Annotated in this window: 20 protein-coding genes; all 20 read left to right on the forward strand. The window is 59.6% G+C overall.

Annotation, left to right across the window (positions count from 1 at the left end; genetic code table 11):
• The first annotated feature begins 1 nt into the window (after position 1).
• Positions 2-778 carry a serine O-acetyltransferase gene (gene cysE, locus EIY72_RS24460; RefSeq protein ID WP_060543103.1) on the forward strand — a complete coding sequence of 259 codons (777 nt, stop codon included), beginning with the start codon at positions 2-4 and terminating at the stop codon, positions 776-778.
• 249 nt (positions 779-1,027) lie between these two features.
• The gene (gene iscR / locus EIY72_RS24465; protein ID WP_007982741.1) at positions 1,028-1,519 is read left to right on the forward strand and encodes a Fe-S cluster assembly transcriptional regulator IscR; all 492 of its coding nucleotides are present in this window, start codon (positions 1,028-1,030) and stop codon (positions 1,517-1,519) included.
• Between the two features lie 47 nt (positions 1,520-1,566).
• Complete coding sequence (locus EIY72_RS24470; protein WP_093214233.1) at positions 1,567-2,781, forward strand: IscS subfamily cysteine desulfurase; 1,215 nt, start codon at positions 1,567-1,569, stop codon at positions 2,779-2,781.
• A gap of 99 nt (positions 2,782-2,880) precedes the next feature.
• Entirely contained in the window at positions 2,881-3,267 is a 387-nt protein-coding gene (iscU, locus tag EIY72_RS24475; protein WP_028620148.1) for a Fe-S cluster assembly scaffold IscU, read from the forward strand.
• Positions 3,268-3,301: 34 nt separating this feature from the next.
• Entirely contained in the window at positions 3,302-3,625 is a 324-nt protein-coding gene (gene iscA / locus EIY72_RS24480; protein ID WP_003227904.1) for an iron-sulfur cluster assembly protein IscA, read from the forward strand.
• Positions 3,626-3,633: 8 nt separating this feature from the next.
• Positions 3,634-4,155 carry a co-chaperone HscB gene (hscB, locus tag EIY72_RS24485; RefSeq protein WP_093214238.1) on the forward strand — a complete coding sequence of 174 codons (522 nt, stop codon included), beginning with the start codon at positions 3,634-3,636 and terminating at the stop codon, positions 4,153-4,155.
• Positions 4,156-4,206: 51 nt separating this feature from the next.
• On the forward strand, positions 4,207-6,069 hold the full coding sequence (hscA, locus tag EIY72_RS24490; protein WP_093214243.1) for a Fe-S protein assembly chaperone HscA: 1,863 nt from the start codon (positions 4,207-4,209) through the stop codon (positions 6,067-6,069).
• Positions 6,070-6,071: 2 nt separating this feature from the next.
• On the forward strand, positions 6,072-6,413 hold the full coding sequence (fdx, locus tag EIY72_RS24495) for an ISC system 2Fe-2S type ferredoxin (protein WP_093214247.1): 342 nt from the start codon (positions 6,072-6,074) through the stop codon (positions 6,411-6,413).
• 14 nt (positions 6,414-6,427) lie between these two features.
• A complete protein-coding gene (iscX, locus tag EIY72_RS24500) occupies positions 6,428-6,628 on the forward strand; it encodes a Fe-S cluster assembly protein IscX (RefSeq protein WP_093214252.1) in 201 nt (66 codons plus the stop codon).
• An 88-nt stretch (positions 6,629-6,716) separates the two neighbouring features.
• Complete coding sequence (gene ndk, locus EIY72_RS24505) at positions 6,717-7,142, forward strand: nucleoside-diphosphate kinase (protein ID WP_003227894.1); 426 nt, start codon at positions 6,717-6,719, stop codon at positions 7,140-7,142.
• Positions 7,143-7,170: 28 nt separating this feature from the next.
• On the forward strand, positions 7,171-8,310 hold the full coding sequence (gene rlmN / locus EIY72_RS24510) for a dual-specificity RNA methyltransferase RlmN (RefSeq protein ID WP_093214260.1): 1,140 nt from the start codon (positions 7,171-7,173) through the stop codon (positions 8,308-8,310).
• Between the two features lie 12 nt (positions 8,311-8,322).
• Positions 8,323-9,081 carry a type IV pilus biogenesis/stability protein PilW gene (gene pilW / locus EIY72_RS24515; protein ID WP_093214269.1) on the forward strand — a complete coding sequence of 253 codons (759 nt, stop codon included), beginning with the start codon at positions 8,323-8,325 and terminating at the stop codon, positions 9,079-9,081.
• Positions 9,081-10,112, forward strand: coding sequence for a RodZ domain-containing protein (locus tag EIY72_RS24520; protein WP_093214274.1), 1,032 nt, complete (start codon positions 9,081-9,083; stop codon positions 10,110-10,112). Before pilW ends, EIY72_RS24520 begins: the two co-directional genes overlap by 1 nt.
• 3 nt (positions 10,113-10,115) lie before the next feature.
• Entirely contained in the window at positions 10,116-11,225 is a 1,110-nt protein-coding gene (gene ispG, locus EIY72_RS24525) for a flavodoxin-dependent (E)-4-hydroxy-3-methylbut-2-enyl-diphosphate synthase (RefSeq protein WP_093214278.1), read from the forward strand.
• Between the two features lie 39 nt (positions 11,226-11,264).
• Positions 11,265-12,554, forward strand: coding sequence for a histidine--tRNA ligase (gene hisS, locus EIY72_RS24530; RefSeq protein WP_093214283.1), 1,290 nt, complete (start codon positions 11,265-11,267; stop codon positions 12,552-12,554).
• Positions 12,555-12,595: 41 nt separating this feature from the next.
• Positions 12,596-13,237, forward strand: a complete 642-nt coding sequence (locus tag EIY72_RS24535) for a YfgM family protein (protein ID WP_093214288.1) — start codon at positions 12,596-12,598, stop codon at positions 13,235-13,237.
• A complete protein-coding gene (gene bamB, locus EIY72_RS24540) occupies positions 13,230-14,381 on the forward strand; it encodes an outer membrane protein assembly factor BamB (protein WP_093214292.1) in 1,152 nt (383 codons plus the stop codon). The genes EIY72_RS24535 and bamB overlap by 8 nt, the downstream gene beginning before the upstream one ends.
• Before the next feature lie 134 nt (positions 14,382-14,515).
• Entirely contained in the window at positions 14,516-15,985 is a 1,470-nt protein-coding gene (der, locus tag EIY72_RS24545) for a ribosome biogenesis GTPase Der (RefSeq protein WP_093214297.1), read from the forward strand.
• Positions 15,986-16,107: 122 nt separating this feature from the next.
• The gene (locus EIY72_RS24550; RefSeq protein WP_093214302.1) at positions 16,108-17,256 is read left to right on the forward strand and encodes a pyridoxal phosphate-dependent aminotransferase; all 1,149 of its coding nucleotides are present in this window, start codon (positions 16,108-16,110) and stop codon (positions 17,254-17,256) included.
• Complete coding sequence (locus EIY72_RS24555) at positions 17,244-18,035, forward strand: amidohydrolase (protein ID WP_093214306.1); 792 nt, start codon at positions 17,244-17,246, stop codon at positions 18,033-18,035. Before EIY72_RS24550 ends, EIY72_RS24555 begins: the two co-directional genes overlap by 13 nt.
• Positions 18,036-18,081: the final 46 nt, after the last annotated feature.

Below are 18,081 nucleotides of genomic sequence, written 5' to 3' on the forward strand. Positions count from 1 at the left end.
GATGTTTGAGCGTTTGCGTGAAGATATCCAGAGCGTATTCCATCGAGACCCGGCGGCGCGTAACGCTTTTGAAGTCCTGACCTGCTACCCCGGCATGCACGCGATCTGGATTCACCGTTTGTCGGCAATGCTCTGGCGTGCTGACCTGAAGTGGCTGGCGCGGCTGGTGTCGAACTTTGGTCGCTGGTTGACCGGTATCGAGATTCACCCGGGGGCCAAGGTTGGTCGTCGTTTCTTCATCGACCATGGCATGGGTATCGTCATTGGCGAAACCGCCGAGATCGGTGACGACGTGACCATTTATCAGGGGGTGACCCTGGGTGGCACCAGCTGGAACAAGGGCAAGCGCCACCCGACGCTGGGTGATGGTGTGGTGGTTGGGGCGGGTGCCAAGGTGCTGGGTCCCTTTACCGTGGGAGCCGGCGCCAAAGTGGGCTCAAATGCCGTTGTGACCAAAGAAGTGCCGCCGGGCGCTACTGTGGTCGGCATTCCCGGGCGAATCATCGTCAAGCCCGACGAAGAGCTGGACGCCAAACGCAAGGCGATGGCGGAGAAGATCGGTTTCGATGCCTACGGTGTAACTGAAGACATGCCGGACCCGGTGGCTCGCGCCATCAATCAATTGCTCGATCATCTGCAGGCGGTCGACGGGCGTCTGGAGGGGATGTGCGGGGCGTTGAAGGATCTGGGCAGTAATTACTGTGCGAAAGATCTGCCGGAATTGCGCGAAGAGGATTTCGCCTGTGTGAAGGATAAGGATCAGAGCCAGGCCAGCTAGATCTGTGGGAGCGAGCTTGCTCGCGATGGATCTGGGGGCGCCGCAGGGTGTCAGGCGCCCCGCGTTATCGTTGCCGACCATCGCGAACATGCTCGTTCCTGCAGTACCGCTGGCTGTAACCGCCCAGTCTTTGCTATGATGCGCGCGCTCTTTTGCGGGTAAACCTGACTAAAGTACTAGGTCTTATAGTTGACTTAAATACTCGGGAATTGCATACTCGCCCCATTCTGAACTCCGTGGTAATTGTCCATGCGACTGACTACAAAAGGCCGATACGCCGTGACCGCCATGCTTGACCTGGCGTTGCACGCGCAGCACGGGCCCGTGTCCCTGGCCGATATCTCCGAGCGCCAAGGCATCTCCCTGTCCTACCTCGAACAGCTTTTCGCCAAGCTGCGCCGCAGCAATCTGGTGTCCAGTGTGCGTGGTCCGGGTGGCGGCTACCAACTGTCCCGCGACATGCAGGGCATTCAGGTCGCCCAGGTGATCGATGCGGTAAACGAATCGGTCGATGCTACCAAGTGCCAAGGGCAGGGCGATTGCCATTCCGGCGACACTTGCCTGACCCATCACTTGTGGTGCGATCTGAGCTTGCAGATTCACGAATTTCTAAGCGGTATCAGCTTGGCTGACCTTGTGACTCGCCGTGAGGTGCAAGAAGTAGCCCAGCGTCAGGACCAGCGCCGTTGCAACAGCAAGGTGCCACGCCTGGACAAGATTGAAGCGTCCGCCGTCGAATGACAGCCGAAGAGCTAGCGGCACGCCAGCCCTGATTTAGGAGATAGTCCATGAAATTGCCGATTTACCTTGATTACTCTGCGACCACCCCGGTTGATCCGCGTGTTGCGCAAAAAATGAGTGAATGCCTGCTGGTCGACGGAAACTTCGGTAACCCGGCGTCCCGTTCCCACGTGTTCGGCTGGAAAGCTGAAGAGTCCGTTGAAAATGCTCGCCGTCAGGTCGCCGACCTGGTCAACGCCGACCCGCGTGAAATCGTCTGGACCTCCGGTGCCACCGAGTCCGACAACCTGGCAATCAAGGGTGCGGCGCATTTCTACGCCACCAAAGGCAAGCACCTGATCACCACCAAGATCGAGCACAAGGCTGTCCTGGACACCATGCGCCAACTGGAGCGTGAAGGTTTCGAAGTCACCTACATCGAACCGCGCACCGATGGCCTGGTTACCCCGGAAATGATCGAAGCCGAACTGCGTGAGGACACCATCCTGGTGTCGGTCATGCACGTGAACAACGAAATCGGCACCATCAACGACATCGCAGCGATCGGCGAACTGACCCGATCCAAGGGCATCCTGTTCCACGTCGACGCTGCTCAGTCCACCGGCAAGGTCGACATCGACCTGTCGAAGCTGAAAGTCGACATGATGTCCTTCTCCGCTCACAAGACTTATGGCCCTAAAGGCATCGGCGCACTGTACGTGAGCCGCAAGCCGCGTGTGCGCATCGAAGCGACCATGCACGGTGGCGGCCACGAGCGCGGCATGCGTTCCGGTACCCTGGCGACCCACCAGATCGTCGGCATGGGTGAAGCCTTCCGCGTGGCCAAGGAAGACATGGCTGCAGAGAACGTGCGCATCAAGGCCTTGAGCGATCGCTTCTACAAGCAGGTCGAGCACCTGGAAGAGCTGTACGTCAACGGCAGCCTGACCGCCCGCGTTCCGCACAATCTGAATCTGAGCTTCAACTACGTTGAAGGCGAGTCGCTGATCATGGCGCTCAAGGACCTGGCGGTTTCGTCCGGTTCGGCCTGCACCTCGGCCTCTCTGGAGCCTTCGTACGTATTGCGCGCCCTGGGCCGTAACGACGAACTGGCACATAGCTCGATCCGTTTCACCTTCGGTCGTTTCACCACCGAAGAAGAAATCGATTACGCCGCGCAGAAAGTCTGCGAGGCCGTTACCAAGCTGCGCGCTCTGTCGCCGCTGTGGGACATGTACAAAGACGGCGTCGATATCTCGAAGATCGAGTGGGCGGCACACTAAATATAGAAGCCGCCAGATACAGCTCCTGTAGTGCGCGGCGACTGACGCAGCGAACTACAGGGTCTCAAGAGCGGCCCTGATGAGTGAGGATTGAGAATCATGGCTTACAGCGAAAAGGTCATCGACCACTACGAAAACCCGCGCAACGTCGGCAAGATGGACGCGGAAGATCCTGATGTCGGCACCGGCATGGTCGGCGCTCCGGCGTGCGGCGACGTGATGCGCCTGCAGATCAAGGTCAACGAAGCCGGCATCATCGAAGATGCCAAGTTCAAGACCTACGGCTGCGGTTCGGCCATCGCCTCCAGCTCCCTCGCCACCGAGTGGATGAAGGGCAAGACCCTGGACGAAGCGGAAACCATCAAGAACACCCAGCTGGCTGAAGAACTGGCCTTGCCGCCGGTGAAAATTCACTGCTCGGTACTCGCTGAAGACGCCATCAAGGCGGCCGTTCGCGACTACAAGCAGAAGAAAGGCTTGATCTGATTTTCGAGTTTTGGCGACGAGTAAGGAGTCACCGATGGCTATCAGCATGACAGAAGCGGCTGCCCGACACGTGCGACGCTCCCTCGACGGGCGCGGCAAAGGTGAAGGAATTCGTCTGGGTGTTCGCACCACGGGCTGTTCCGGCCTTGCCTATGTGCTGGAGTTTGTCGACGAAGTGGTTGCCGAAGACCAGGTGTTCGAAAGTCACGGCGAGAAAGTGATTATCGACCCCAAGAGTCTGGCTTACCTGGACGGCACCGAGCTCGATTTCGTCAAGGAAGGGTTGAACGAAGGCTTCAAGTTCAACAACCCCAACGTTCGCGGTGAGTGTGGCTGCGGCGAAAGCTTCAACATCTGAGGCTTGTCGTGGGTACTCCTTGTCATTTCGCTTTATTCGAGCTGCAACCGAGCTTCAATCTGGACCTCGATCAGCTGGCTACGCGCTACCGTGAGTTGGCGCGCAGTGTTCATCCAGACCGCTTTGCCGACGCTTCCGAGCGTGAGCAGCGGCTGGCGCTGGAGCAATCCGCAAGCCTCAACGAGGCCTACCAGACGCTCAAGAACCCGCCAAAACGTGCACGCTATCTGCTTGCATTGAAAGGAGGTGAGCTGCCGCTGGAGGTCACGGTGCATGATCCGGAATTTCTCCTGCAGCAGATGCAATGGCGCGAAGAACTCGAAGACCTGCAAGTCAGCGCCGACCTAGCGGGTGTTGCCGTGTTCAAGCGCCGCTTGAAGGTCGCTCAGGACCAACTGAACGACAGTTTTGCGGCCTGTTGGGATGATGCAGCGCAACGCGAGCAGGCCGAGCGTCTGATGCGGCGCATGCAGTTTCTCGACAAGCTGACCTACGAAGTGCGCCAATTAGAAGAGCGCCTCGACGATTAACCCAGTGCCGCTCCGGTCGCACGCCTGATATACAGATAAGTCCTGATAACGATGGCCCTACTGCAGATCGCCGAACCCGGCCAAAGTCCTCAACCGCACCAGCGTCGCCTGGCTGTGGGGATCGACTTGGGCACTACCAATTCGCTGGTCGCTGCTTTGCGCAGTGGTCTTTCCGAGCCTCTGCCTGACGCTGACGGGCAGGTTATCCTGCCGTCCGCCGTACGCTACCACGCCGACCGCGTCGAGGTTGGCGAGTCGGCCAAGCTGGCCGCTGCGTCTGATCCCTTGAACACCGTGCTCTCGGTCAAGCGCTTGATGGGTCGTGGTCTGTCCGACGTCAAGCAGCTTGGTGATCAACTGCCGTACCGATTTGTCGGCGGCGAGTCGCACATGCCGTTCATCGACACCATTCAAGGGCCGAAAAGCCCGGTCGAAGTCTCAGCCGACATCCTCAAGGTCCTGCGCCAGCGTGCAGAAGCGACCCTGGGCGGCGAGCTGGTAGGGGCGGTGATCACCGTTCCGGCCTATTTCGACGATGCCCAGCGCCAAGCCACCAAAGATGCGGCCAAACTCGCCGGCCTGAACGTGCTGCGTCTGCTCAACGAGCCGACTGCGGCGGCGGTGGCTTACGGTCTTGATCAGCATGCCGAAGGCCTGGTCGCCATTTATGATCTGGGCGGCGGCACCTTCGATATTTCCATCCTGCGCCTGACCGGCGGTGTGTTCGAAGTGTTGGCGACCGGCGGCGACACCGCGCTGGGTGGCGATGATTTCGATCATGCGATTGCTGGCTGGATTATCGCAGGCGCTGGTTTGTCCGCCGATCTCGATCCGGGCGCGCAACGCAACCTGTTGCAAACTGCCTGCGCGGCCAAGGAAGCCTTGACTGACGCGGCCTCGGTCGAAGTGGTTTATGGCGACTGGAAAGCCGAACTGACCCGTGAAGCCTTCGATGCGCTGATCGAGCCGATGGTTGCGCGCAGCCTGAAAGCCTGCCGTCGCGCGGTACGTGATTCCGGTATCGAGCTGGAAGATGTGCATGCCGTGGTCATGGTGGGTGGTTCGACGCGCGTGCCGCGTGTGCGCGAAGCCGTTGCCGAGGCCTTTGGTCGTCAGCCGCTGACCGAAATCGATCCGGATCAAGTGGTGGCCATCGGTGCTGCGATCCAGGCCGATACCCTGGCCGGTAACAAGCGCGACGGCGCCGAACTGCTGCTGCTCGATGTGATTCCATTGTCCCTGGGCCTGGAAACCATGGGCGGCCTGATGGAGAAGGTGATTCCGCGCAACACCACCATCCCCGTCGCCCGGGCGCAAGATTTCACCACCTACAAAGATGGCCAGTCGGCCATGGCCATCCACGTGTTGCAGGGCGAGCGCGAGCTGATCAGCGACTGCCGCTCCCTGGCACGTTTCGAATTGCGCGGCATTCCGGCGATGGTGGCGGGTGCGGCGAAAATTCGCGTGACCTTCCAGGTCGACGCCGATGGTTTGCTCAGCGTTTCCGCGCGCGAACTGGGTTCGGGCGTTGAAGCCAGTATCCAGGTCAAGCCGTCCTATGGTCTGACCGACGGCGAAATCGCCAAAATGCTCAAGGATTCGTTCCAGCACGCCAATGACGACAAGGTTGCCCGCGTGTTGCGCGAGCAGCAGGTCGATGCCCAGCGCCTGGTCGAGGCGGTGCAAGGTGCGCTTGCAGTCGATGGCGAGCGTTTGCTCGACGCTGAAGAGCGCATGGTCATCGACATGCAGGTGCAGGAACTGATTGAACTGATGAAGGGCACCGACGGCTACGCCATCGAGCAGCAGACCAAGCGTCTGTCGCAAGTGACCGACGCTTTTGCCGCCCGTCGCATGGATTCGACCGTGAAAGCCGCTCTGGCGGGCCGCAACCTGAACGAGATTGAGGAATAACGATGCCGCAGGTCATTTTTCTGCCACACGAGAAGTTCTGCCCCGAAGGCATGGTTGTGGAGGCTGAGACCGGTACGTCCATCCTCGAACTGGCGCATGAGCACCACATCGAGATGGAAAGCGCCTGCGGTGGTGTCTGCGCCTGCACCACTTGTCACTGCATCATTCGCGAGGGGTTCGACTCGCTGGAAGCGGCTGATGAGCTGGAAGAAGATTATCTGGACAAGGCTTGGGGGCTTGAACGCGAGTCCCGTCTGGGGTGTCAGGCCAAGGTCGGCACTGAAGACCTGACCGTCGAAATTCCGAAGTATTCGCTCAACCACGCAGCCGAAGCGCCGCACTGATTCAAGGAATTGTCATGAGTCTCATGTGGACTGATGTTCTGGAGATCGCAATCCAGTTGGCTGAAAGCAAACCCGAAGTGGACCCTATGTCGGTCAACTTCGTCGATCTGCGGAAATGGGTGATGGAATTGCCTGAATTCGCAGACAAGCCTGAGCATTGTGGCGAGAAGATCCTGGAGGCCATTCAGGCCCACTGGATCGAAGAACGCGACTGAGCCACGCCGCAGGTTAGGCAATACCCGAGAACCCGCGTATAATTCGCGGGTTTAATTTTTCGTAAATTACCGTTTCTGGAGTTACACCATGGCTGTTCAACGTACTTTCTCCATCATCAAGCCTGACGCTGTTGCAAAAGGCGCTGCCGGCGAAATCGTTACCCGCTTCGAAAAAGCTGGCCTGAAAGTAGTTGCTTCGAAAATGAAGCAGCTGTCCAAAGCCGAAGCCGAAGGCTTCTACGCTGAGCACAAAGAGCGCGGTTTCTTCGGTGACCTGGTTGCTTTCATGATCTCCGGTCCGGTTGTTGTTCAGGTTCTGGAAGGCGAAAACGCTATCGCTCGCAACCGTGAGCTGATGGGCGCTACCAACCCTAAAGAAGCTGCTGCCGGCACCATCCGCGCTGACTTCGCTGAATCGATCGACGCCAACGCCGTACACGGTTCGGACTCCGAAGCCGCTGCCGCTCGCGAAATCTCGTACTTCTTCGCAGCTACTGAAGTAACCACTCGCTAAGCATTGGCTTAAGAGTGAAGGTGAATCCATGACTACATCGACTGTAAAAACCAACCTGCTGGGGCTGACTCAGCTGGAAATGGAAAAATTCTTCGACTCAATCGGGGAGAAGCGTTTCCGTGCCGGTCAGGTAATGAAATGGATTCACCACTTTGGCGTCGATGATTTCGACGCCATGACGAACGTCAGCAAGGCCTTGCGCGAAAAGCTCAAGGCCGTTGCTGAGGTCCGTGGTCCGGAAGTGGTCAGCGAGGACATCTCCAGCGACGGCACCCGTAAATGGGTGGTGCGCGTGGCGTCCGGCAGCTGCGTCGAGACCGTGTACATTCCCCAGGGCAAGCGCGGCACCTTGTGCGTTTCGTCCCAGGCAGGCTGTGCCCTGGATTGCAGTTTCTGCTCCACCGGCAAGCAAGGCTTCAACAGCAACCTCACCGCCGCCGAAGTCATCGGCCAGGTGTGGATTGCCAACAAATCCTTTGGCAGCGTCCCGGCAACCGTCGACCGTGCCATCACCAACGTGGTGATGATGGGCATGGGTGAGCCGCTGCTGAACTTCGACAACGTCGTCGCGGCCATGCACTTGATGATGGACGACCTGGGCTACGGCATTTCCAAGCGCCGCGTAACCCTGTCGACCTCCGGCGTGGTGCCGATGATCGATGAGCTCTCCAAGCACATCGACGTCTCCCTGGCGTTGTCCCTGCACGCACCGAATGACGCATTGCGTAACCAATTGGTGCCGATCAACAAGAAGTATCCGCTTAAGATGCTGCTCGAGTCGTGCCAGCGCTACATGTCGAACCTCGGCGAGAAGCGCGTGCTGACCATCGAATACACCTTGCTCAAAGACATCAATGACAAGGTCGAGCATGCGGTAGAAATGATCGAGCTGCTGAAAAATATCCCGTGCAAGATCAACCTGATCCCGTTCAACCCGTTCCCGCATTCCGGTTACGAGCGTCCGAGCAATAACGCGATTCGTCGCTTCCAGGATCAGCTTCATCATGCCGGTTTCAACGTCACGGTGCGTACCACCCGTGGCGAAGACATCGATGCCGCGTGTGGCCAATTGGTAGGGCAGGTGCTGGATCGCACCCGTCGCAGCGAACGTTACATTGCCGTGCGTGAATTGAACGCCGACAACGATATCGCTGCGAACAATAACTAAGAGAGGATCTCTATGCCCCTGCGCTTTGCGCTGCTTTTGCTATTGGCCAGCCTTTGCGCTGGCTGTGTGCTTTCGGGTGACTACAACCCGATGAAGACCAGCAAGGGTCGTGATGAAGCGCGAGAGGCCTACGTACAGTTGGGTATCGGTTATCTGCAGGAAGGCATGACCGAGCGTGCGAAAGTCCCTCTGAAAAAGGCGCTGGAGCTGGATGGCTCGGATGCGGACGCCAACGCCGCGCTGGCCTTGGTCTTCCAGGCGGAGATGGAGCCTGCGCTGGCCGATGAGCATTTTCGCAAGGCGCTGTCCTCGCGCCCAAAAGATGCGCGAATCCTTAACAACTACGGCAGTTTTCTTTTCGAGCAAAAACGTTACAAGCAAGCCTACGAGCGCTTTGAACAAGCCGCTGCCGACACCCTGTATCCTGAGCGTTCGCGTGTGTTCGAGAACCTCGGCATGACGGCTTCGATGCTCGGTCAGCGCGAGTTGGCGCAGCAGCAACTGGAAAAAGCCCTGCGTTTGAACCGTCAACAGCCACGTGCGTTGCTGGAAATGGCTGAGTTGTCTTACGAAGACAGGCATTATGTGCCCGCGCGCGATTATTACGATCGTTTTAGCCTGCTTACCGAGCAAAATGCACGTAGTCTATTGCTCGGCGTTCGGCTGGCAAAAGTGTTCGACGATCGCGACAAGGCCGCCAGTGCAGGCCTGAAATTAAAACGACTTTATCCCGGTACGCCGGAATATCAGCAATACCTGTCGGAGCAATGATGAAAGCGGCGCATCCCGAAGTTGTAGCAGCGAATCGCGTTAACCCCGGTGAGACTTTGCGCCAGGCCCGCGAGAGCAATGGCTGGTCGCTGAGCGAAGTGGCCCTCAAGCTCAACCTCACTGTCAGCTCCCTGAGCAACCTGGAAGCCGGTGACTTCGACAAGCTGCCGGGTCACACCTTTGCCCGCGGTTATATTCGCGCCTACGCGAAGCTGCTCGGCATGGACCAGGCCATTCTCGTCCAGCAATTCGACCAATCCACCGGTACCGACTCCCAGGGCAGCAATGTGCACAGCCTGGGGCGCATCGAAGAGCCGGTGCGTGTCTCCCATACCATCCTGCGCATCGTCAGCCTGTTGCTGCTGATCGCGGTGATCGGCGGTGGCTTCGTCTGGTGGCAGGATCAAACCTCGATGCGCGCCAAGGACCTGATCGGCCTGACGCCTGAGCACGTTGAAGTCGAAGGTGCCGACGGCACCACCCAGATCCATCCGCTGGACGAGCCGGAGGACCAGGCTGTCGCGGAAGGCCAGGCCGAAGGTTCGACCACGACTCCGTCCGAAAGCACGGCTGAAGCACCGAGCGAAACACCAGCCGCTGCGCCAGCCGCGCCTGCACAGGCTGCACCGGTGCCTGCGGCACCGGCCCATAACACTGCGCCGGTTGTGGCTGCACCCGTGAGCCCGGCAATTCCCGCAACGCCGGCTGCGCCTGCCGCGCCAGCTCCGGTTGTGACTGCGCCGGCTGTCCCAAGTGCGCCAGCTCCGGTTGCAACGGCCCCGACGGCCGGTCAAGGTCAGGTTCAAATCCAGTTCACCGCCGATTGCTGGACACAAGTCACCGACGGTGGCGGCAAAGTACTGTTCAGTGGTCTCAAGCGTAAAGGCGACAGTGTTACCGTCAACGGCAAACCACCGTTCGCCGTGCGTCTGGGCTTCGCCCGTGGCGCGCAGGTCAGTTACAACGGCCAGGCCGTTGATGTCGCTCCTTTCACCAGTGGCGAGACTGCTCGCCTGAAGTTGGGTCAATAAGTCATGCACGGCGAATCTCCAATCAAACGTCGCGAATCCCGCAAGATCTGGGTCGGTAACGTACCTGTTGGCGGCGATGCACCCATTGCCGTGCAGAGCATGACCAACAGCGACACCAACGACGTCGCGGCGACTGTCGCGCAGATCAATCGTCTGGAAGCGGCCGGTGTCGATATCGTGCGGGTCTCCGTACCGGACATGGACGCAGCCGAAGCCTTCGGCAAGATCAAACAACTGGTCAAGGTGCCGTTGGTTGCCGACATCCACTTCGACTACAAGATCGCGTTGCGCGTAGCCGAGCTGGGTGTGGACTGCCTGCGGATCAACCCGGGCAACATCGGGCGTGAAGATCGCGTGCGTGCGGTAGTGGATGCCGCCCGTGACCGCGGAATCCCGATTCGCATCGGCGTGAACGCCGGTTCCCTGGAAAAAGACCTGCAAAAGAAATACGGCGAGCCGACGCCGGCCGCGCTGGTCGAATCCGCCTTGCGTCACGTCGAACATCTGGAGCGCCTGAATTTCCAGGACTTCAAGGTCAGCGTGAAGGCTTCCGACGTGTTCATGGCCGTTGAGGCCTACCGTCTGCTGGCCAAGGAAATCGTCCAGCCGTTGCACCTGGGGATCACTGAAGCGGGCGGATTGCGCTCAGGCACAGTGAAATCCGCCGTGGGCCTCGGTATGCTGCTCGCCGAAGGGATTGGCGATACTATTCGCATTTCGTTGGCGGCCGACCCGGTCGAGGAAGTCAAAGTCGGTTACGACATCCTCAAGTCCCTGCACCTGCGTTCCCGTGGCATCAACTTCATCGCCTGCCCGAGCTGCTCGCGGCAGAACTTCGATGTGGTCAAGACCATGAACGAGCTGGAAGGGCGCCTTGAAGATTTGCTGGTGCCGCTGGATGTCGCGGTGATCGGCTGCGTGGTCAATGGCCCGGGTGAAGCCAAGGAAGCCCATATCGGCTTGACCGGTGGCACCCCGAACCTGATCTACATCGACGGCAAGCCGGCACAGAAACTGACCAATGACAATCTTGTGGATGAGCTGGAACGCTTGATCCGCGAGAAAGCGGCCGAAAAGGTCGAAGCCGACGCTGCCGTAATCGCACGTGGCTAAGCCTGGCAAAAAAAGAGCCGAAGGAATTAAGGAATTCAAGTGAGCAAGTCTCTACAAGCCATTCGTGGCATGAACGACATCCTGCCCGAGCAGACCCCGCTGTGGCGTCATTTCGAAGGCACCGTTTCGCGCCTGCTGGATAACTACGGTTACAAGCAGATCCGCATGCCGATCGTCGAATTCACCGAGCTGTTCAAGCGCTCCATCGGTGAAGTGACCGACATCGTCGAAAAAGAGATGTACACCTTCGACGACCGCAACGGCGACTCCCTGACCCTGCGTCCCGAAGGCACCGCGGCCTGTGTACGGGCAGTGCTGGAACATGGCATCACCGGCGGTGGCCAGGTGCAGAAACTCTGGTACATCGGCCCGATGTTCCGTCACGAGCGTCCGCAGAAAGGTCGTTATCGCCAGTTCCACCAGATCGGCGTTGAAGTGTTCAACCTCGACGGTCCGGACATCGACGCCGAACTGATCGTGCTGACCTGGCGCCTGTGGGGCGAGCTGGGCATCCGCGATGCGGTCAAGCTCGAGCTCAACAGCTTGGGCACCAGCGAGTCCCGTGGGCGTTACCGTGAAGCGCTGGTCGAGTACCTCTCGGCGCACCTGGACAAGCTCGACGAAGACAGCCAGCGTCGCCTGAAAACCAATCCGCTGCGGGTGCTTGATACCAAGAACGCCGACACTCAGGCGGTATTGGTCAATGCGCCGAAAATGGCCGATTACCTCGATGACGAATCTCGCGTGCACTTCGAGGGTCTCAAGGCTCGCCTGGACGCCGCCGGCATTCCTTATGTGATCAACCCGAAGCTGGTTCGCGGGCTGGATTACTACAGCAAGACCGTTTTTGAATGGGTCACCGACAAACTCGGCGCCCAGGGCACCGTCTGCGCCGGTGGTCGTTACGACGGTCTGGTCGAGCAGATGGGCGGCAAACCTACCGCCGGTGTCGGTTTCGCCATGGGCATCGAGCGTCTGGTGTTGCTGCTGGAAACCCTGGAGCAGATCCCGGAAGAAATCTCCCGTCAGGTCGACGTTTACCTCTGCGCCTTCGGTGAGGCTGCCGAACTGGCCGGCCTGACCCTGGCGGAGCGCGTGCGTGACCAGTTGCCCAACCTGCGCCTGCAAGTCAACGCCGGTGCCGGCAGTTTCAAGAGCCAGTTCAAGAAAGCCGACAAGAGCGGTGCGTTGTATGCACTGATCCTCGGTGACGACGAAATGGCCCAGCAAGTGGTAGGTTTCAAACCCCTGCGTGGCCAGGGCGAACAACAAAGCATTGCCTGGGATGCGCTCGCTGCACACCTGGCCACCTGCGTCGTGCAGGGTTGAAGCTGTCTAAACAGCCGATTTAGCGATTAAGGAGTATTGGGGTGTCGAGTACCGAAGACGAACAGCTGGCGGATTTGAAGGATTGGTGGTCACGCAACGGCAAGCCCCTGGTCACTGGCGGCCTGTTGGCGCTGGTCATCGTGTTCGGCTGGCAGGCGTTCCACAAATATCAGAGCGGTCAGGCGCAAGGCGCGTCTGTGCTCTATCAGCAATTGCTGGAAACCACTCTGACGCCCGATGGCAAGCCTGACGCAGCCCGTGTTGCCGACCTGGCCTCCAAGCTCAGCAGTGAGTACGGCGGTACTGCCTATGCGCAGTACGGCAGCCTGTTCGTGGCGAAAGTCGCGGTCGACAGCGGCAAGCTGGACGACGCGGCCGCTCAACTGAAAGCCATCGTCGACAAACCGGCCAACCCGGCGCTGGGCGAAATCGCCCGTCAACGCCTGGCTCAGGTGCTGGGCGCGCAGAACAAGGCTGACGAAGCCTTGAAACTGCTGGACGGCGATGCCGACAAGGCATTCCTGGCCACTCGCGAAGAACTCAAGGGCGACCTGCTGGTGCAGTTGGGTCGTGCCGACGACGCGTACAAGGCGTATCAAAAAGCCAAGGCAGCCCTGTCGGATGAAGCGGCAGTCGGTGGCCTACAAATCAAGCTGGACGACCTGGCCAAAGGGGATGCGTGACGTGATCCGTTGGAAACATGCAGCATTGCTGGCTCTGGCCTTGTTGGCCGCGGGTTGCAGCAGCAACAGCAAAAAAGAGTTGCCTCCAGCCGAACTGGTCGACTTCAAGGAAGAAGTGGTTCTGCACAAAGAGTGGAGTCGTTCGATCGGTGACGGTCAGGGCGAAACCTACAACATGCTGGTGCCGGCAATCGATGGCGATACCATCTATGCCGCCGACGTCACTGGCGTGCTGGTGGCCATGGATCGTCACACCGGTGACGTGAAGTGGAAAAAGGATCTTGAGCTGCCTGTATCCGGCGCCGTTGGCGTGGGTTACGGTCTGGTCCTGATCGGTACGCTGAAAGGCGAGATCGTGGCGCTCGACGCCATCAACGGTGAAGAGAAGTGGCGCGCTCGCGTGACCAGTGAAGTCCTCGCGCCACCTGCCAACAACGGTGACGTTGTGGTGGTCCAGACCCAGGACGACCGTCTGATCGGTCTGGATGCGTCCACCGGCAACCGTCGCTGGATCTATGACAGCACGCCTGCGGTATTGACCCTGCGTGGCACCAGTGCGCCGATCGTGACCAACCGCCTCGCGGTGGCTGGCCTGTCGACCGGCAAAGTGGTTGCCGTGGATATCTCCAACGGCGTACCGGTGTGGGAACAGCGTGTTGCCATTCCCCAAGGTCGTTCGGAACTGGAGCGCGTGGTGGATATCGACGGCGGCTTGCTGCTGTCGGGTGAGACGATCTACGTCGCCAGCTATCAGGGTCGCGTTGCCGCGCTGGACCTGCAAAGCGGTCGCCAGCTCTGGCAGCGTGATGCTTCCAGCTACGCCGGCCTCGCCCAGGGTTTTGGCAACGTTTACGTGAGCCTGTCTTCGGGTACCGTTGAAGGCGTTGACGAGCGTTCCACCACAGCCTTGTGGAGCAACGATTCGTTGGCCCGCCGTCAACTGTCGGCGCCGGAAGTGTTCTCCAGCTATGTAGCAGTCGGTGACCTGGAAGGTTACCTGCACCTGTTGAGTCAGGTGGACGGTCGATTCGTCGCCCGTGAGCGTATCGACAGCGACGGCCTGCGTGCCCGTCCGCTGGTGGTGGGCGACACGATTTATGTGTATGGCAACAGCGGCAAACTGGAAGCCCTGACCATCAAGTAAGAACTATGCTTGGGGTTAACCCCCCAGGCAGCCCCGGATTCTGGGGTTTGCAGCGTGTCTAACGCTGCCCCGAGCACCAGCCGCTGCCTCGCAGCGGCTTTTGTATTTTCTGAAATAACGAAGTGGAGAGCCGCATGGTTCCCGTAATCGCCCTGGTGGGCCGACCGAACGTCGGCAAGTCCACCTTGTTCAACCGCCTGACCAGGACTCGGGACGCCATCGTCGGCGACCTGTCCGGTCTGACCCGTGATCGCCAGTACGGTGAGGCCAAGTGGCAAGGGCGTTCCTACATTCTGATCGACACCGGCGGTATCTCCGGTGACGAGCATGGTATGGACGAAAAAATGGCCGAGCAGTCGCTGCTGGCCATTGAAGAAGCCGATGTGGTGCTGTTCCTGGTGGATGCCAAGGCCGGTTTTACCGCTGCCGACCAGATGATCGCCGAGCATTTGCGCAAGCGTAACAAGCGTTCCCACGTGGTCGCCAACAAGGTCGACAACATCGACCCGGAAATGGCCCGTGCCGAATTCGCTCCATTGGGTATGGGCCATGCGATTCCGATCGCCGGTGCCCACGGCCGTGGTATCACCCAGTTGCTGGAAGCGGCACTGAGTGACTTCCCGAAAGACGAAGACGAGCCGGAAGAAGGCGAAGAAGAAGACGTAGCCGAAGGCGAGGAAGCCAAGCGCATTCCTGGCCCGAGCGAAAAAGACGGGATCAAGATCGCCATCATCGGTCGCCCGAACGTCGGCAAGTCGACCCTGGTCAACCGCATGCTCGGTGAAGACCGGGTGATCGTCTACGACCAGCCCGGCACCACCCGCGACAGTATCTACATCCCGTTCGAACGTAACGACGAGAAGTACACGCTGATCGACACCGCCGGTGTGCGCAAGCGCGGCAAGATCCACGAAGAAGTCGAAAAATTCTCCGTGGTCAAAACCCTGCAGGCGATCAAAGACGCCAACGTGGTGATCTTCGTGATGGACGCCCGCGAAGGCGTGGTGGACCACGACCTCAACTTGCTGGGCTTCGCCCTCGAAGCCGGTCGTGCGTTGGTCATCGCGATCAACAAGTGGGACGGCATGACGCCGAGCGAGCGTGACTTCGTCAAGGTCGAGTTGCAGCGTCGTCTGTTCTTCGTCGACTTCGCCGACATTCACTTCATCTCGGCCCTGCACGGTACTGGCGTGGGCAACCTGTATGCGTCGGTACAGAACTCCTTCAAGTCTGCGGTCACCCGTTGGCCGACCAGCCGCCTGACCCAGATCCTCGAAGATGCGGTCACCGAGCACCAGCCGCCGATGGTCAACAGCCGCCGGATCAAGCTGCGATATGCCCACTTGGGTGGCGCGAACCCGCCGATCATCGTGATTCACGGTAACCAGATCGAGAAGGTGCCGAAGTCTTACGTTCGCTACCTGGAAAACACTTATCGCCGCGTGCTGAAGCTGGTCGGTACGCCGATCCGCATCGAGTTCAAGGGCGGTGAGAACCCGTACGAAGGCAACAAGAACTCGCTGACCGACCGTCAGGTCAACAAGAAGCGTCGCTTGATGTCGCACCACAAGAAAGCCGACAAGAAGCGCCGCGACAAGCGCTGATCGAGGTTTTTTTCGTGGGATGAAGAGGGCGCCGATGGCGCCCTTTTTCATGTCTGTCGTTTGGGCTATCCTCGGACTCCCCCGCGCCGTCGTAGAGCCGGGTGTTGAGCAGGGAACCACCGATGATCACCAGCAAGCTGCCGAATGTCGGCATCACCATCTTCACCCAGATGTCTCAGCTCGCGGCACAGACCGGCGCGCTCAATCTGTCCCAGGGTTTTCCCGATTTCGATGCGCCGCGAGCCTTGTGCGATGCGGTCGGTCGGCACATATCCAACGGCCACAACCAGTATTCGCCGATGACCGGATTGCCGGTATTACGCCAGCAGGTCGCGGCGAAGATCGCCCGCAGCTATGGTGTGCAGGTTGATGTCGATACGGAAGTCACGGTCACCCCTGGTGCGACCGAAGCAATTTTCTGTGCCATTCAGGCCGTTATCCACAGTGGCGACGAAGTCATCGTGTTCGACCCGGCCTATGACAGCTACGAACCTTCGGTAGAGCTGGCCGGGGGGCGTTGCGTGCACGTGCAACTGGGCCTGAACGATTTCAGTATCGACTTCGACAAGCTTGCCCAGGCACTGAGCCCGCGCACGCGGATGATCATTCTCAACTCTCCGCACAACCCCAGTGGTGCGCTGATCAGCCGGGCCGAGCTCGACCAGCTGGCAGCCTTGATCCGTGATCGCGATATCTATGTGATCAGCGACGAAGTCTACGAACACCTGGTGTATGACGGTGTGCCCCATGTCAGCGTGCTGGCCCATGAAGAGCTGTATCAACGTGCCTTCGTGGTCAGTTCCTTCGGCAAGACCTACCACGTCACTGGCTGGAAAACCGGCTACGTGGTTGCACCGCCGGCCCTGACGGCGGAACTGCGCAAAGTGCACCAATACGTCAATTTCTGTGGTGTGACACCACTGCAGTACGCCTTGGCCGATTTCATGGCCGAGCATCCCGAGCACGTCGAGGAACTGCCGGGTTTCTACCAGGCCAAGCGCGATCTGTTCTGCGATCTGCTGGCACCCTCGCGTTTCAGCTTCACACGGGTGAGCGGCACTTACTTCCAGTTGGTCGATTACTCGCAGATCCGCCCTGACCTCAATGACGTCGAGATGGCCCTGTGGATGACCCGCGAGCACGGTGTGGCAAGCATCCCGATTTCGGTGTTCTACCAGACGCCGCCGGAAGGCCAGCGTCTGATACGGCTGTGTTTTGCCAAACGCGAGGAGACCCTGCGCGAAGCAGCGGAAAAACTATGCGTGATCTGAGTGCTCTACCCAAATTGAATCTGGCGTTGATCCAGACGTCGCTGGCCTGGCATGACCGTCAGGCCAACCTCGAGCATTTCGAGGGGCTGCTGGAACAGGCGCGCGGTGCGGACCTGATCATCCTGCCGGAAATGTTCACCACCGGTTTCTCCATGGAGTCGGAAACCCTCGCCGAGGCGGAAAACGGTCCCACCAGCAAGTGGCTGCGTATTCAGGCGGCGAAGCTGGATGCGGTCATCACCGGCAGCATCATCGTGCAAGCGGCGGACGGCAGCCATCGCAACCGTCTGCTGTGGGCACGTCCGGACGGCGAAGTGTGGCATTACGACAAGCGCCATCTGTTCCGCATGGCCGGTGAGCACAATCACTACACGCCGGGCGAACGCCAGGTGCAGTTCGAGCTCAAGGGCTGGCGGGTGCGGCCGCTGATCTGCTACGACCTGCGCTTCCCGGTGTGGAGTCGTGACGCCCAGGACACCGACCTGCTGCTCTACACGGCGAATTGGCCGGGTGCGCGGCGTCAACACTGGAACCGCTTGTTGCCGGCCCGTGCGATCGAAAACCTGTGTTATGTGGCGGCGGTGAACCGCATTGGTACGGACGGCAAAGGTTTTGCCTACACCGGTGACAGCCAGGTGTTGGACTTCCAGGGGGAGACACTGCTCAGCGCCGGTGAGGCGGACGGGGTGTTCAAGGCGACACTGGATGCAGCGGAACTGGCGGCGTATCGCGCGCGGTTTCCAGCGAATCTGGATGCCGATACTTTCGAGTTCACCTGATCTTCCCGCTGTCAGACCGAGCAAAACGTTCAGGCAAAACAAAGGC

Origin of the sequence: Pseudomonas vancouverensis (genome assembly GCF_004348895.1) — a bacterium.
In the GTDB taxonomy this organism is placed as follows: Bacteria; Pseudomonadota; Gammaproteobacteria; order Pseudomonadales; family Pseudomonadaceae; genus Aquipseudomonas; species Aquipseudomonas vancouverensis.